Genomic DNA, 17226 nt, shown 5'->3' on the forward strand with positions numbered 1-17226 from the left:
TATTACCTAATCAATTTAATCATTGATAAATTGGTGATAAAAATCAATAATAAAACGACAAAAAGTATTTGGGCGTGTAATTGGATAAAAGTGATCTCCAGCGATGCAATTAATAGTGCAATGCTTATCTATCCAATCTTGCCATGCTTCAACTTCGTTTTTATCAGCTTCACTATCATGACTACCATACATTAATAAAACAGGGGTATGAAAAAGCCGTTTAGTGCTTTTTTGAAAAAAATAACGCTCGGTAGCAAGGAAATCAGCACGTAATAATGGCATAAACTGTTTTAACAACTGTGGCTGCTTGATTAATTCAGCATCACATCCACCAATGGCAATTAATTGTTGAATAAAGTCATCATCATTTAAATCACTCAGTAATCTCCTTGCTTGAATATGAGGAGCTTGGCAGCCTGATAATATTAGTCCAGATAATTCCCAGCCATTTTTTTCTAATTGAATAGCAGTTTCAAAGGCAACTTGGGCCCCCATACTGTGACCGCAAAGTAATAATGAATTATGCCGTGGTGGATAAAATTTCTTTATTATTGTTATTAATTCATTGGCTAATAACCCAATATCATTAAAGGCTGGTTCTTTAAATCTGCAACCATGGCCAGAGTAATTAACTAATTGACAATTTAACCCTGAAATATCGGTAGATCTCCACGAGTTAAATGCACTATTACTGGCACCAGCAAATGGGCAAACCAATAGGTTAGCATTGTCTTTATTTACATTTTGCTCATTTAAAGGAGTAATATATTTGGGAGATTGTTTTATCATTATTTTCTCCGTCCACTACTTTTGGTGAAGTTCATTCGCTTAAATGGCGCAATTGTGCCATCAATGGCTTTACCTGCTGTTTGCAATGTTTTTATCCATAATTGAGATAAAGCTAATTGGTAATGGGGTTGTAAAATCATTGGTTTTTTATCATTAGGTAATTGCCAGCATTTATCTATCTCTGCCAGTAAGTAATTAATAGCTTCTGGTGCTTCACATTCCATCACATCCTGCCAACTATTTGGTGGAGTATGAAATGAATGAAACAGTGGTTCATCAAGCTCCATCGTGGCAGGAGATTGATACATGGCTTTTTTACTATCTTGGTGATGATGAATATAAAGCGCATTATTCCATTCTACTGGCCCATAACTTCCAGCGAGAGTTAAATAACCAGCTGGCCAGCCTAATATCATATGATGCATCACGAGGCTATGCTGATCAGGATCGTTAGATGACAAATGTTTTTGTAGGCATAAAAGCAAATCACCAGTAGGGTTGGATAGTCGTAGAAATTGTAGCGGGGTATTATCTTTTTCTAATGTGACTGTAATATCATTAGGGTGTAATTTCATTGCTTGGCAATATATATCTAAGGCGGAATAAATTAATTGCCTGCTTGTGATAATTTGTCCCCACACTGGTCGTTGTTGTATTTGCTGATATATCTTCTGTGTGTTTTCTATCCATAAACGTCCTGCTTTATTATGTGGATAGAGGCTGTTAACGATATAGTGGCAATGCATTTTTTCTGCTAATGATTGTAGTCTGGTAATTTCATCAGGATGTACAGGATGTTCCTGTACAACCGAGATCCCCCGTTGTAAAAATGCTTGCGCAAGTTGGCTACCTTCGCCACCAACAATGGCTGATCGCACAACAATACAAGCTAGATCTATTTTTTCAGGTAGTTGATCAAATCGAGTAAAAAGTGGAATACCGAATGCTTTAGATAATTCTCGAGAACGAGTGCTACCTTTGGAAAAAAGGCCAATAAGATGCCATTTGTCTTGAGGTTGTATAAATGCATTGAGATAAACCTCTCCAAATTTACTGCCTACAATCACCACTTTTTTTGCCGGTTTCATTAATTACCTCCTTCGGATGGATATCCGTTATTAGAAAGTTTTTGTTGCACCCACTGATCAATGATTTCGGCCAGATGTGTGCTGGTAGCGCGATCTTGCAGTATTGACCAGTGCTCCCCTGAAAAATAGTGATGTTGGGTATGTGGCGGTAATCGTTGGTACCACTCTTTTTCAGGTGATGTCCATTCTGTTGGGTGGTTGGTGGCTTCCAGCCATAAACAGGCGATATCATCAGATAATGGTAGGTCACTTTCAGGTAGGAATGACATAAGTCTTTTAGTGCATGCAAGCTGCTTATTTTCATCTGATGAACTATCTGAGTCATCATGACAAAATTTAATAAAATCATGTCGATAGACGGGATCTATTAATACTAATAATACGGAATGATTTTGTTGCGAGAGTTGTTCTGCAAGGTAACTGGCAATAAAAGCACCATATGACCAACCAATAAGAATATAAGGGCCAGTCTGTTGTGCTGTTTTTATGCTAGATAAATGTAATGATAACAATGTATCCAAATCAGTTAGTTTTGAAGCATCTGTAACTGTTAATCCCCACACTGTATTATTTAACGACTCAGCAAGAGGTAGGTAAACACCGGGATCACCATCAGAAGCATGTACCATAAAGTAGTGGTAAGGTTTTGGAGCAGATACAGCGCTTAGAGGTATCAAAGAGGAGTACTCTCGTTGAGATTGCTTTTCCTGCTCTAAATGAGCACAAAAATCGGCTAAGCATGGATAGGTAAAAATCTGTTGTAATGTTGCTGGATATCCCCGTTGATGTAATTGGCTGATCATTTTGGTTGCAATCAAACTATCTCCTCCAGAACGGAAGAAATCATTTGTACTATTGACCTCACGACCTAATAACTCAGACCATAATGCAATGATTTCATTAATCATATTGGTTGGTACATCAGGTATTGCAACAGGTTGTATCTGTTCATTTAGCTCTTGAGCGGATGATGTTGCTATGCCATTAAGGGTTGCTTCAATATTTTCACATTGGAACAACTCAAAAGAGTCGATATTCTGATCAAGAGAATGAGATAAATAATCACGTAATTTACCTAAATAAGGTTTTCCTCCACGAGTGGGAGAGGCTAAAAAGAGTGTTTGTCGCAAAGATGAGGAATCTGTTTGGGGCCATTGACCAATAGTTTCAAAACCAGTATTGATTAAAATATCATGCCAACTTTCACTATCAAGCATCGCTTTATTCGTCAATATACGCTTATCTTGATATGCACTTAATCCCTCAATAAAGCCAACAGTCGCCATTTGCATAGCACTTTGACACTCGGTTGCTTCGATAAATAATAAATAGCCTTGAGGTTTTAACAGGCTTCTAATCCGTTTTAGTGCGTGGCCGATATGTGATGCATCATGTAATACATTAGATGCAATGATCAGATCATAGCCATTATCTGGATGATGAGAAAATTGTATTGGTGCATTAATATCAAAGAGTTGATAGCGCATTTCTCCTACAGCAGTGAATTTTTTTCGCGCTTTATCAAGGAAGTAATGTGATATATCAGTAAAGGTGTATGAGTAATGCGTATTCTTAAGTACTGCGACTATACCTTGAGTGGTAGCTCCTGTACCTGCCCCTATTTCTAAAATATTGAGTGAAGATGTTGCACCAACCATTGCACTAACAATATCTTTTGCACATTGATTTAAATAATTTAGTGCAGGGTGTTTGGCGTATAGTGCTGTGGTAATTTCATCTGAATTAAAAAGTAGTGAAAGAGGAGAAACCTTACCACTAAAGAGTAATTCATGTTGGGTTAGTGATTGTTCAAGGTAATCCCAAAGTACATATTCCCAATCATTAACAGGTTGTTGAAATACTGGGGCAGATAAACATAAGTTAATAAACTGTGTTGTGGCATAAAACTGATCACCCTCTTTGGTTAATAAGTGATGCAGGCATAATAAATCTAGCCACTGACTAAGTAGCCTCTCATACTGAGGCTTTGCTTTTAAACGAGCCACTATTTCAGCTAGGGTGATTGGTGTGTTTAGCTCGGTAAAAAGAGCATTTCGATACAGTGTGTGACATATGCCATACCGTGCTCGTTCCTCAAATCGTTGCCAACTCTTTTCAATAATGTCACTGAGTGAAGCTGATGGCGAAAGTAAATTAGGTAACCAATTGGGCTGTTTAATAACGGATAGTGGAATATCAGAAGAGGCTTCAAACAGTAATTGTAGAGGAGGCTCTACTTTCGTATCGTCTTTTACCATTACCATAGCATGAGCACGTTTGATTTGCGGATGATTTTCCAATGTTTGCTCGAGTTGTTGATAGCGTGATTGGAGGTGATTATCTATTGCTAAATGTTGATATGAAGGAAGTTGCGCAATAATCTTATCAACTGATTGATTATTATCTTCATCTTGGCATAATTGAGTGATCAAGCTTTGATAATCAGAGAACATCATTGTTAATAAACCGTCAGCAAAGATGTCATCCATGCAGAACCAATTTAATGTTAGCCCCTCTTTTCCTTCCATTACTTGGTGATCTAACCAAACTTGAGGTGTTTGCGCGAAGCTATATACGGGTTGGCCGAAAAGCTGATTTAATGCTTCATCAATATTGTCACCATCTAGTGTCATACCTAACATGCTAGTAAATACAATAGGTAACAGAGATTGGCTACTATCCCCTTTATAGCGTCCCCATTCACGTAAAATCTCTACACCATTTACTTGGGACTTACTTAAATGTTGCCAAAGTCTGCGCTGTATTTTTGCCATTGACTCATTTAATGTACAGTCGTTATCTAGATAAATATCTATAGGGAGTACAGAGGTAAAATCACCAATAAGTTGTGTAACATCTGGGTGCCATGGTTGACGATTAAAGAAAGTTAAGTTTAGTGTAAAGGCTGGGTATTTTGTCCAGCGACCTAAAACTAAAGCAAAAAGTGTTAAAAGCCCTGCTGATGGTGTAATACCATGCTTTTTCCACCTCTGTTTTAATTTGTCCCATTGCGCTATAGAAACATGATGTTGGAAAGTCGTAAAACGAGGTTGTTCAGTAATGGATGAATTCTTTATCGGTAAATATGGGGCAGAAGGTAAATCAGATAATAGATCCTGCCAGTAACACCATGCCATTTTCCACTCATCACTGTTACGATTTGTTTGATTTTTTAAGCAGTAGTCGCGGAAGGTAAATGTTTGTGGTATTAATTCTTGTCCTGAATAGGCGTTAAATAGATCATCAAACAGAATTTTAAAGCTCATGGTATCAAACTGCAGTAAATCTAGATTGATATGTAATCTGTAACAATCGTTATTTAGCCAAGAAATTTCAACTTCAAATAATGGCCATGACTCAGTCGGTAATACCCGATAAGAAAGGGCTTCCCTTATCTGTGTTAGGCTCTCTTGTTGCTCTTGTTGGGTTAAATTTGTTAGGTCATGTTGAATAAAATGAAAATAAGGAACTTCTTTTAAGATACGTTGTTGTCCATCATCATCTATGATCATTCTCAACATATCATGACGCTGAATAACTTTATTCCAAGCTTTTTCAAGTGAGGCCGGCTCCCATATATGGCGTTGACAATCCCATTCAAAAATTGCATGGCAAGCAACGCCTCCGTAGTTAAAGAGGTTTTTACGTCCGATCCAATAGGCGTGTTGAATTGGTGTTAATGGAAATGGGGCATATCGTTCTGACTCCATTGTGTGGGAAATGTTGTCTTGATTATGGAGTGCTTCTGTCACAGTAAATTTCTCAGGTGCTGCGGTTCGAATAACTGAGGCTAAACCAGCAATAGTCATATCATCATAAGATTGTTCAGCGTCAATATTGACCGCAAACTGTTTCTTAATTTCCGCACTGAGATCGAGGAAAGAGAGAGAATCTAGTCCTAATTGGAATAGTTCAATGTGAGTATCAATATGTTCATCACCAAGACGCAACAGTTGTTTGATACATGCTGTTAGCCACTGTTCTAAGTTATCACCAACGCGATAATCAACCCTGTTAGGGCTTACCGGCTCTGTTTGATCCGTTTGAGTTGGGGTTTCACAAAGCTGGCGAGTGTGATTAATTTCATGGTTATCATAATGATCATTATGATTAGTCTGATGAAATAAAGGCGTTTTTTGTGTCATTAAAGGTGGAGTCGCTAAGCGCATTGCAAGGCGACAAGAGGTATTATCTAGCAGACAAGCATCTAAATGTGCCAGTCCTTCCTCAGTAGTAAGCGTACTCATACCTTTGTGTTGTAATTTATCATGGAGTTGTTTTTCTGCCACAAAGCCAACACTTTGCCATGCCCCCCAAGCGATAGAAATGACGGTTAATCCCTTGATATTGCGACGTGCATATTCAGCTAATCCATCTAAATATCCACAAGCGAGGGAATGAGCTGCTTGTCCTTCAGAGCCTATAGTTGCAGCGGCAGAGGAGTATAAAATAAGGTAACTGGCATCTGTTTTTTCTAAAGCATCACAAAATTGCTTGGCAGATATCGCTTTAACAGAAAATACGTCAGACATACGCTTAGGGGTGAGTTGTGTCATAAGTGCATCATCCAAAATACCTGCACTGTGTATAAGCCCCTCAATGCCACCTTCATTTTCAAGCTGAGTGAGTGCTGCATGACATTGAGCGTTATCACGACAATCACATGTTAGCCATTTTATTTCTAGCTGGTTAGATTTCTGTAAGTTATTCATCCAATCTAATGCGCTGCTATCAGCTCGTGGTGCCAAAATAGCGATACGTTTAGCACCTTGCCTTACTAACCAACTTGCTGTAATTCGACCTAAGCCTCCAAAACCACCAGTAATAATATGCCAGCGCGGGGATACCATGATGTTCTGCGCTATGATCGTAGAAGATGAGGGCAGTGGGGTTAATTGTGGTAAGTAGCAGCAATGGTTACGAACAATAATTTCATTATTACCTTGTTCTATTTGTATAAAAGCAGGAACTAATTCAGACCATGAGGCATTTATACCTAAATCAACAATGGCAATTAACCTTGAGCTATATTCTTTTTGAATAGTTTTTAATAAACTTCGAATACTACGTTGTGCTGGATTAACCGTTTCTATGGCAGTTAATGCCCAGGCTTGTTGCGTGATAACAACAAACCCATCAGACGATGACAGTAATATTTGGCGGATCTGCTCGGCGATAATTAAAGGATCTGCAAGGTTGGCAACGATTAATTGATTTTCGCCCTGTTCAGAAAGACATCCAATAGCGGATAAAATAGCTGTGATTTCAGAAGGCAATGTTTGTTGATGGTTAAATATTAATGTTGGCTTGATAAGATCTTGTTCCACACAAGGTGTTAATTGCCATTGGTAGTGTGAACTTTGTTGTATCTTGGTGTCACTAGGTAACTCTTGATCAAAGTGATCGTTTTCTGTCGAAACACTGGCGAGAATAATATGTTCACACATATCTTTGGTTTCTGGTAATGCATCAGGTAACCAGCGAATATGTTGAAATCCTGCTAAGCGACACTGTTGATGCCATAATTCTGGTGATAAAAATAGTTTTCCTTTACGGATCTTTTCATCATGGAGGGGTAACACCAGTGGGCCAAAAACAAAATCAAATAAGCGAGCTTGTTTGGTTATTTCGCGCATAAGCAAATGACCATTGGAACGCAGTAAAGTACGAAGAGCAGTTAATGTATCTCCAATATGTTGAGTGGCATGAATAACATTAGCAGCAATAATAATGTCATAATAATCAGATTGAAAACCTTGTATTTCAGGGGATTGTTGTAAATTGAACTCTCGATAGTTAACAAATGAATATTGACTAAATTTTTGTGCGGCACGTCGGGTGAAGATAGGTGAAATATCGGTAAATTCGTATTCAACATGTTGTATGGTTGATAAAATAGGTAGCAGCCAAGAGGTGGTTCCTCCCGTGCCACCACCGACTTCAATAATTCGCAAAGGCTTAGCCACAGTGGGCTGGTAGTGAGAAAGTAATCCTTTAAGTACCGCGGCAGCAATTTGGTTAAAATAACGACCAAAACTAAAATCTTGATAGAGAACTTCAACACCTTGAGATGCACCTTCAGGAAAGATCACTGAAACAGGTTCAATCACGCCTGTCATCATATCGTAGAGTTGCTCTCCTGCTCGCTTGACGGTGTCAGGAATAGATTGAAGACCTTCGCTATCTAATTGTAATTGATGGAATAATAATGGTAATTTATCACTAGAAATAGATTTTATTTTTTTATAGTAGTTGTGCTGATTTATCTGTTGGTAAATATAATATCCATCCTCAACACAGGCCTCTAATAAACGTACTAATAATTGATAATAGCGGGGTAAAATGCGTCCTGCTCGCATAATATCGATTACAGACATGGGGGTATTCAACTCATGGCCTAAACACGAGCATATCATTTTATCGACGTAATAATTATGTAAAGTGGTAAGTGTTGAATTAAATGAGTTTAAACGAGGAAGATCGAGTGTTGTAAGCGCTTTTAATGCCGTTTCACGACCTTGGCTAATAGGTAAATCAAATGCGCTTTTTTGTGGTTGATATTTTTCACTATCCTTTTTTTCATACCAATAATATTGTTTTTCAAAGGGATAGAGAGGTAATGGTATATAACTTCCTTGAGTTTTAAACAGTGACTGCCATGGTAAATCATAGCCTGCAATAAATAGGGTTGTTGCAGCCTGTTGTTTCATCTGAATTTCATCAACTCCCATTCTGGCAGTTGGTATCCAACTAATCTCAGTAATGCCTTCACGTTCACCAAGATCACTTAATACAGAAGTTGGTCCTAATTCCATAGCATGGGTGACACCATGATTGACTAACGTTTGTATTGCATCTTGATACATAACTGTATTGCGTAGTTGCTGAGCCCAATATGATGGATGTTGAAGTTCTTTTTGAGAAATTAATTGCCCTGTATAGCCTGAGACTAAGGCTATTTTTCCTTGTGAGGCTGATAATGACTCAGTAAATTCCATCAATTGATCAAGAATATTATCAATATAAGAGGTATGAGCAGCACACACGTTATTCATTTCTCTAAATCGAATATTCTTTGCTTTCAATATTTGAGTAAACTTTTGCATATCATCGGGTTGCCCCGCGAATGATAAGTTGTTATGGCCATTAATTGCAGCTAATTCAACATGACATTGTTTAGCAATGATTTGAATATCTTGATATTCTGCAAATACAGCAATCATTTCACCATTAACATGACTTTCCATTAATTGTCCACTATATACAGCAAGTGGCATCATTTGTTCGATTGTATAGAAACCAGCGATAACGGCTGCGGCATATTCTCCGCAAGAATGACCTACAATTATTTCAGGTAAAATACCGATTGCTCGCCAATGTGCTGCCATTGCGATTTCATAGGCGACAATAGCCGCTTGAATATAACTGGCATTAACAAGTTTATCGCTATGTAGGCCAAACATGACTTCTTTTAACGGAAATGTTAAGTGTTGCAGGCATGCTTGCTCACAACGATCGATTGTTTCGGCAAATGTTGTTGAATGTTGGTACATCACTTTACCCATAGCAGGATATTGTGATCCCATACCAGAAAATAGCCACGCTATTTTCTTATTTGTTGATGTATGACCATATTGTATTAAAGAATCAGCACTTCCTTGAGAGAAAGCTAACAGTGAAATATCACTCTCACTTGTTAAGGGGATAGATAAGCGCCATGGTAAGTTGAGTTGTCTTTGCTGTAATGCATTATGAGCCAGAATGTTTGCTGGGGTAATTTTTATTAATGGTGCATAATCACCAGCAAGTTTTTTTAGACTCTCTTTTGTGGCGGCACTAAGCAATAATGAGTATTCAAAATTATTGTCTACCTCTTGTTCAGGTTTGATTGATACTAATGAGTCAGGCAATGATTGCACAATGATATGACAGTTTGTTCCACCAATACCAAATGAAGAAACACCAGCAGTTCGTATTCTGCTAGACCAAGCTTTAGGGTTTTTAGGAATGTAGAACGGGCTTTTTTCTATTTGTAATTGAGGATTTGGGTGATTAAAATGCATAGATGGAGGAATAAGTGCTTTATTTACCGCTAATATCGTTTTAATTAGGCCAGTGATACCTGCTGCTGTATCCAGATGTCCGATATTGCCTTTAACTGAGCCAATAGCGCATTTAGAAGCAGTAAGAGAGCGATCAGCGAAAACCTGACATAATGCACTAAACTCAATTGGATCACCTAATGGTGTAGCTGTTGCGTGTGCTTCAATAAGTTCAATATCTTCATTTTTAATATCGGCCAGTTGTATTGCTTCTCTAATAACTGAAACTTGGCCTGCTACGGAGGGAGCTGTGAATCCCGCTTTTTGATGACCATCATTATTAATGGCACTACCACGTAATACAGCAATAATTGTGTTTCCATCCACTAAGGCATCTTCAAGACGACGTAACACTACAATACCAAATCCATTACCAGCAAAAGTACCGTTTGCCTCTGCATCAAAAGGACGACAAATACCATCTGGTGAGAAGATCATGCCTTTCTGATATAGATAACCACCGGTTTGTGGAAATGTGATACCAATTCCACCAGCAATAGCCATACTGCATTCACCAGAGCGTAAACTTTCACAAGCCATATGTACGGCAACTAAGGAGCTAGAACAAGCGGTTTGTATAGTTAATGCTGGACCAGTTAAATTTAATTTATATGCAATACGTGTTGCGAGATAGTCTTTATCATTCCCTAATAATTTTTGCATGCCACGGACATGGCCAATATTGTGCAATGCTAAATCTTGCTGGGCAGGATAGCTGCTCATTCTTGCTGAAGCAAAAACGCCTGTTTTGATGGTTATATTGCAAGGGGCATATCCAGCATGCTCTAAAGCATGCCAAGCACCTTGTAAAAAAATTCTTTGCTGGGGATCGATAAGTTCAGCTTCTGAGCGTGAATAATTAAATAGAGTAGCGTCAAAATATTCCGCTTCATCTAACGGCGCGCCACGATTAACAAAATCAGGTGAATGATAAGTTTGTTCAGCGACACCTGCGGCTTTTAGTTCTTCTTCAGAAAAAAGACGAGAGCTATCGTGTTTATTAATTATGTTATGCCAAAATTGATCAATATTTTGTGCATCAGGGAAGCGACCAGAAAGACCAATAACAGCTATAGGTTCACTATTACCATAGAAAGTTTCAAAATTCAGCATGATTAATATCCTTTATCTACTATGAGTTCGTAGTTGTAACCGTTTCTTTCTCTTGTTTTTGTGTTTGTCTCGGTCGGAATATTGCTCACATGTTGGTGAAGTGTTTTGCCAAAGCAATTGCGCTAATGTACTTAGATTTGGACTAGCGAACAGATCAGTAATTGTAATATGGCTATAGCCATTTTTTTGTAGTGCTGCATGAAGTTGAACCAATTGTAAAGAGCTGGCACCTGCTTCGAAAAAATTTGTTTCAGGTGCTAACGTTATTCCAATAACTTGCTTAACAAGTTGTTGTAGTTTTTGTATTGTCTGACCTGTTTTTTGTGTATCAGTAGATTGTTTATAATGTGTGTTTTGATTATTTTTGGCATTGAAAACTGGGGTGATGACGAGATTATTGCATCTTGGTATAAGTTTATTTAGTGGCAATTGCCAAGATTGTGGTTCAGTAGCCAGTTTAGTGAGTATATGTTCATATTGCTGGAACATGGAAAAAATGGTTGTGTAGTCAAATAATTGTTCGACAAAATCCCAGTTTAAATATAATTCACCGTCTGACTCATATACTTGATGATCTAGCCATGTTTGTGGTGTTTGTGATATTCCCCAAACAGGTTTTAGCCATGAATGATGAGAAAGAAAACCTTCATCATGTTTATAGCCCAATGCACAGGTAAAAACGACAGGTATCTCTATATGAGACATCTGTCGTTGAATTGCCATTTCACGCATTACTTTAATGGCTGAAACACTACGATGTTGCATATCTTTATGTAAACGTTTTTGCATCATTGAGATACTGTTTGACCAAAGATCACAGGTATACCAATCGAGTAATTGTAATGAGGTAAAATCACCAAGTACTTCATTTATTTGAGGATGTACAGGATGCCGATTAAATAATGTCAAATTAATTGTTAACTCAGGGCTTTTACTCCATGCGGATAATGTGGCGCAATAAGCAGCAATCAAAAGTGCTGCTGGCGTAACATTATTTTGCTGAGCAACTTGTTGTAGTGCTTGCCAAACAGAAGTAGATAATGATGTTTGTAAACGCGAGAAGCGAGGTTGCACAATCTGTGCTGGATCTTTTATTAGTGGCAATTGTGGGGCTGGTGGTAATTGTGGTAAACGCGTTAACCAATATTCCCAATCATTTTGTGTGTTAATCGGATAGGCATCACAATCAATATAATCTCGAAAAGTAATATCTAGAGGGATAAATTGGTGATTTGGCTCCATATACAGTGTTTTTAGCTCACTGAAAAATATCTGCATACTCATTCCATCAAGGAATAAGTTATCAAGGCTAATAAAAATATGATCTGGTTGTTCTTTGGTCTTGATAACTTGAATAGTAAATAAAGGCCAAATTTCTGGATCATAAACAATGTTAGCAAGTTGAGCTCGTAATACTAGAAAAGCGTCACTTTTTTCTGTAGGGATATAATGCGTTTTAACGGAATAATAAGGAACTTTTTTAAGTACTTGTTGTTGTCCATTAATAATGACACCACGTAACATATCATGACGAGAAATCAACTGATTAATTGTACGTTCTAATTTAGGTACATCTAAATTTTCCGCTATAAAATGGACAAAAAAATGTGTACCAACACCCCCAAGTGTAAAATTATTTTGCCGTCCAACTAAGTAAGCTTGCTGAATATCAGTGAGTGGAAATGGATTGTATCTATACGCCTCGTTATGTGAAATTGCTGGCTGTTTTTCGAAAACTTCGCTCTGCTTTATATTTTGTGCAAAATCAGAAAGGATCGGATAAGCAAAGATATGCTCCAGTTCAACTTGGTAGCCAATATGGTTTAAATCAGAGATCAATCGAATAGCAACTAGGCTATCTCCCCCTTCACGAAAGAAATGACTGTGACGGTGTATCTTGTTGGTGCCAAGGAGCTTTTGCCATATTGTTATGATGATCTGTTCTTTACCATTGATAGGTTGTTGATTTAGGTATTCTTCTTGGTATTCCTGACAATACAATTTTAATGATTGGTTATCTATTTTGCCATTTGCGGTTAAGGGGAACTCAGTTAGAAAATAAATATGTTTTGGGATCATATAGTCTGGTAAAAATTGGCGCAAATCATGCTCTAGCTTATTTTTATCTGGTAAATAAATTTTTTCTGGTGCTTGGTATAACTGTGTCAATATTTCGCCGTTAACTCCTTCACTTTTATAAGTCGCAGTAGAAGCGCTAAAGATATCTTTGCATTTTTTTGCTGTTAATAATTCATCAGCAGGATCACTACCATTTTGTTGTAATAAAGAGATGCTTATCAGTGATTGTGCAGGGGCATGTAACACTTCTTGTATAAAAATCATTCCACTCGGAGCACAGAGTGAAACGAATTTTTGTATCTCTTTTTGTGGGCTGTCTAATCGATGAAGATAATTGTTCATCCAAATGATATCTGCACTATATCGATTTTTATGAAGAAATACTTCTGTAAGAGGCTCAGCATAACTATTTTGATAATCTGATAAATTTTGGTTAGCTTGCGTTACCATTGAAAGAGACTCATCAGTTAGCAGTAGGGTAACCATATTAGTGGGTAATCGTTGCAGAATATAATTTGCTGAAATACCGCTTCTAGCACCTAATTGAATGATTTTTATTGGCCTTTTTAGTGAATGATGAAGTTCTCTTATTTGTTGTAGTAAATTTTCTAAGGAGTAGTGCATTCCATCAATACGCATAGTGACTTGTTCTGGTGACCAATAGGGATCATCAAATAGTGTTAGAGCTGATTTTTTACCTTTGAGTATGTCTGTTAAATTGTTTTTGTGGCGCTGCAAATTTTCTATTAGCGTTCGCTGGGTACTATTAGTTGGGGGGGAATTGAGTGTAGTTTGTGGATATTGTGCTATTAAATTTAGCCAATTAGCCATTAATGACTGATAGCTAGCGATAATGCTATGGTCATCTGCTGATTTTTTTTCTGACAAGAGGTTGTCGAAATCAATATTTTGTTCAGTAAGATAATCATATAAAAATCCAGCTATGATTGCCGTTTCTTGGGATTGTTGTTGTACATTTATTGGGGTTGAGCGCAGATAGTAGAGGGGAGAAAAGGTGCTATTTGAACTGATAATATCCTGGTAATTACCCGAATTTAGTATCACAAAAGAGTGTAATGCTTTTTCTTTATTACCATTACCAAGGCATAGTGTAATCGCATTTTGCACACCCTGAAGCTTATTGAATGCAGCATCAATTTCCCCTGGTTCTATACGGTATCCGCCAATCTTAACTTGGCGGTCACGTCTTCCTAAAAATTCAAGTATACCGCCAGGGAGATATCTTCCCATATCACCTGTTTTATACCAATTTTCACCATTTTGTTTTACAAACTGTTGTGCTGTTTTTTCGGGATCGTTTAGGTAGCCTAACGCAACGCCTGCACCACCAATCCAAAGTTCTCCTGATACCCAATCAGGGCAATCTTCTCCTCTAGCATTAACAATACGATAACGTTGGTTGGATAAAGGATATCCATAAGGTATCGAGCTCCAGGATGGGTCTAATGTTGTGACATTAAAATAGTTAGACCAAATAGCGGCTTCTGTGGCACCTCCCATGGCGACTATTTGTCCATCAGGGCAGAAATTATAGTAACGTGTCGGGAGATCAAGCCCAATCCAATCTCCAGAGAGATAGATTAATAGCAGCGATTGTGGAATGGATGACCCTATTCCTTCTGCATAGGTTAGTAACATATCAAACAGTGCAGGTACGCTGTTCCAAAGTGTTATTTTATGTTGGTTAATAAGTCGTAACCATGCATCAGGATTACGGCGCTCATCTTCTTTAACTAATACAAGAGTCCCTCCGGCATTTAAAACACCGAAAATATCATAAACAGACAGATCAAAATGTAGTGCTGATATGGCAAGTACCCGATCTTTGTCTGAAATGTTATATCGCCGATTGAGATCAAGGCAGGTATTCATTGCGCTGGCATGGGATACAACAACACCTTTAGGCTCTCCAGTAGAACCTGAAGTATAAATAACATAAGCTGCTTGATGAGGAGATATATCTATATTGTGTAGTGGTTTATTCTCGGAGGGTTGAACTTTTTGCCAAACAATCCTGTTACAAAATGTAGCATAGATTGAATAGGATGGATCGCTATCAGATACGATGAGTAATGAAAGCTGAGCATTTTTAGCAATGCGGTTTATACGTTCTTCTGGTTGTAGTACATCAATCGGAACATAAGTTCCCCCCATTAATAAAATAGCCAGAACGCTAATGATTTGCCCTACTCCTTTTGGCATACATACACCAATTCTGTCTTCTGGTTTATAACCTTGTTGTATTATTTGATCACTGAGTATTGTTGCTTTAGATAATAATTTTTTGTAGCTCCATTCCTGAGAGTCGATATCAATGACAGCAATTTTTGATGAATTTGAATAATTATGGAAAATAGACTTATGCAGTGTATGTGGTAATAGTGAATTATCTTTTTTGATAACTGATATTCTATTTTTTAATTGTTTTTTAGGAATTAAATCAGGTTGGGTTTCAATCCAGGCATTAGGATCGTTGGCAAGTTGGCGTATACGAGAAATATAAACATCAAATATTGTTGTTATAACATCATTCCGGAACAAGTCATTGTTATAATCCCACTGTAAAACAATATTTCCACTTTTGTTAATTGCCATGTGATCAAGCCAAACTTGTGGGGTTTGTGATATTCCCCATCCTATAGAACCTAATACAGATTCTATATTTTTATCAATAAGTGGTTGATTAATATGGCTAGTAAAGACAACAGGACACCCATAAGGATGGGTGCCATTTTTACGAAGGTCTCTAATGATATCAATACCAGAATAATCAGAATGTTGCCAAGCTTCAATAAATGTATTTTGATTGTCTTTAGATAATGAAATTAATGGTCGATTGTCTGTTTTCATTTCTAAAAGAATGACATTAGTAAAATCAGCTATAATATTATTAACTGCAGGGGCTAATGGCTTTCTATCAAATAATGTAAAGTTGAGTAATAAGCTATTTTGGCCAGTCCATCTTGCAAGTACAGATGAGAAACAGGTTGCTAATGCAATGGAAGGTGTAATATTATTTTCTTTAGCCAAATTACTAAAGTTTTTCCATTCTTTTGAGCTAAATGTCCAGCTAAGGCGTTTAATTTTTATTTTATTTATTTTTTCTGGATCCATATATAATGGCAGAAGAGGAGAGTCTGGTAGGTTTGGGATTTTATTTTTCCAATATTGATATGCTGATTCTTTGTTTTCATACTGTTTTTTATCTTGTAAATAATGGTAAAAGTCATAGTGCTCATCTAACTGAGGCAGTATTTCTCCGCTCAATAATAAACAAAGTTCAGTAAAGAGTAATGAATAACTTGTACCATCTGCAATCAACATATCAATATTAGTACATAAACGATATCTGTTGTTAGGTAGCGATATCATGTGAAAATCAATTAACTGACCGCTTTCAACATTTAGTACCTGATGGCTTAATTTTTCCCGTAATTGTAAAAGTTTTTTCTCATACTCATCTTTTGGTAATTTACTAAAATCATGATATGTAACATATTTTCTATTTGGGTTAGGAGACCAAAATTGTGTACCCTGTTGGTGAAATACTATATTCAACATGGGATGACGTTTTGATAATAATACTAATGCTTTCTCTAGACTTTCCGGAGTAAATTTAGGGGTGCCATCAAATTCTTGATAAATTTGGCAAGCAACACCACCAAGAGTTTGTTTATTCAAACGGCCGACAAAATAGGCATGTTGTATAGGTGTAAGTGAAAACTCACCAGCATTTTTTATTGTTTTATGTGTATATATATTATCTTTTCTTTCTTTTTTATTTATATCTGATTTTTTTAATATTTTATACCATCCTTTTATTGTTGGATTTAAATACAAATCTTTTAATGTTATAGCATAACCATTTTTTTGGAAAATATATAAACATTGCATAAATCCAATTGAATCAAGACCTAATTTTATCAGATTGTCCTTATCTGAAAATTTATTTTTGTCAATGTTTATTTGCTTGGAACATAATTCTTTTATGTTATTAATATCACTTAATATTTTCATTTCTATACCTTAATTAT

General features: G+C 37.0%; 4 protein-coding genes. All 4 read right to left on the reverse strand.

Going from position 1 to position 17226, the window contains the following annotated elements; all coding sequences use genetic code 11:
- Positions 1-15 precede the first annotated feature (15 nt).
- Genes HMPREF3129_RS06655 through HMPREF3129_RS06670 form a run of 4 tightly spaced genes read right to left on the reverse strand, consistent with a single transcriptional unit; the run spans position 16 to position 17209 of the window.
- On the reverse strand, positions 16-789 hold the full coding sequence (locus HMPREF3129_RS06655; protein ID WP_004239723.1) for a thioesterase II family protein: 774 nt from the start codon (positions 787-789) through the stop codon (positions 16-18).
- Positions 789-1877 carry a Gfo/Idh/MocA family oxidoreductase gene (locus HMPREF3129_RS06660; RefSeq protein ID WP_000801189.1) on the reverse strand — a complete coding sequence of 363 codons (1089 nt, stop codon included), beginning with the start codon at positions 1875-1877 and terminating at the stop codon, positions 789-791. Before HMPREF3129_RS06660 ends, HMPREF3129_RS06655 begins: the two co-directional genes overlap by 1 nt.
- Positions 1877-11092, reverse strand: coding sequence for a type I polyketide synthase (locus tag HMPREF3129_RS06665; protein ID WP_017827831.1), 9216 nt, complete (start codon positions 11090-11092; stop codon positions 1877-1879). Before HMPREF3129_RS06665 ends, HMPREF3129_RS06660 begins: the two co-directional genes overlap by 1 nt.
- A 12-nt stretch (positions 11093-11104) precedes the next feature.
- On the reverse strand, positions 11105-17209 hold the full coding sequence (locus tag HMPREF3129_RS06670) for a non-ribosomal peptide synthetase (RefSeq protein WP_004239721.1): 6105 nt from the start codon (positions 17207-17209) through the stop codon (positions 11105-11107).
- Positions 17210-17226: the final 17 nt, after the last annotated feature.

Origin of the sequence: Proteus sp. HMSC14B05, assembly GCF_001808035.1 — a bacterium.
Lineage (GTDB): Bacteria > Pseudomonadota > Gammaproteobacteria > Enterobacterales > Enterobacteriaceae > Proteus > Proteus mirabilis.